Annotated in this window: 1 protein-coding gene; it reads right to left on the bottom strand. The window is 74.3% G+C overall.

What is annotated here, in order from left to right:
- Positions 1-272: 272 nt before the first annotated feature.
- Positions 273-950: a response regulator transcription factor gene (locus E1283_RS36445; protein ID WP_132822425.1), complete on the bottom strand. Its 678-nt coding sequence runs from the start codon at positions 948-950 to the stop codon at positions 273-275.
- Positions 951-1,108: the final 158 nt, after the last annotated feature.

Genomic DNA, 1,108 nt, shown 5'->3' with positions numbered 1-1,108 from the left:
CTGGAGGGGGCGGCGGTCGAGGGAGTCGCGGACGGCGTCGTCGCGTGAGTCGTAGTAGATCAGCTCACGGCCGTCGGCGAGGCGGGTCGTGGTCCTCTTCATCACCCAGTCCAGATCAGATGCGGTGGGTCACGCTTCGGTGTCAGCGTCGTTGCCCGTGTCGGGATCGGCACACTCCAACAGAATCAAACATAAGGAAGCATACCCCCACGTCCGGCGTCAAAGGAGAGGAAGGAGAGGGTTGTCGTGGACGGGGCGGCCGGGGGCCCGGATCAGAGGCGGCGGCCGGCCGGGAGGTGGTCGAGCAGCCCGGTGCGCACGGCCAGCGCCGCCGCCTCGAGACGGGACGCGGTGCCCAGCTTGGTCAGCAGCCGCTGCACGTGGGTGCGCGCGGTGCTCGGCGCGACGCCGAGCCCGGCCGCTATTCGCCGGGTGTCCTCGCCCTCCACGATCCGGGCCAGCACGTCCGCCTCCCGCTCGGTGAGCAGCGCGGCGAGCCTGGCCCCCTCGGCGTCGGGTCCGGTACGCGGGTGCAGCAGGTCGGCGAACGCCTCCCGCAGCAGCTGCGGCGCCACCGCCGCCTCGCCCGCCTTGGCCTTGACCATGGCCCGCTCCACGCCCTCGATCCGTTCGTCGTGCCGCACGTAGCCGCGGGCGCCGGCCGCGAACGCCGCCGCCACGCCGCGCGGGCGCGGCACCGGGCCGAGCACCACCACGGCGACCCTGGGGCACTCGCGACGCATCCGCAGCACCGGGTCGAGGGCACCCGGCGCGTCCGGCGCGGCCAGGCCGAACAGGCAGACATCCGGCTGCTTGCTGACCGCCAGATCGGCGGCCCGCACGGCCGGCGCGCCGGCGCCGAGCACCCGGTGGCCGCGCACCCGCAGGGCGGAGGCCAACGCCTCGGCCACCAGCCGGCGGTCGTCGGCGACCACGACCCGTACGCTCATCACGTCTCCTCAGGAGGGCCGAATCGGCCGGGCCCAGGCAGGGGGCTCCTCCGTCCACGCTCCCGGGCCGTTCGGGAACGGAGTGGATCGGGGAATCCAGGGGATCTGGGGTGGTTCAGGGTATGGCGCTTCGGTGGGGCGAGGGTGCGGTGGAGCGG

Source organism: Streptomyces hainanensis (assembly GCF_004348415.1).
Classification (GTDB): Bacteria; Actinomycetota; Actinomycetes; order Streptomycetales; family Streptomycetaceae; genus Streptomyces; species Streptomyces hainanensis.
The sequence above is the reverse complement of the archived record's forward strand: the minus strand, read 5'-3'. Positions and strand labels throughout refer to the sequence as shown.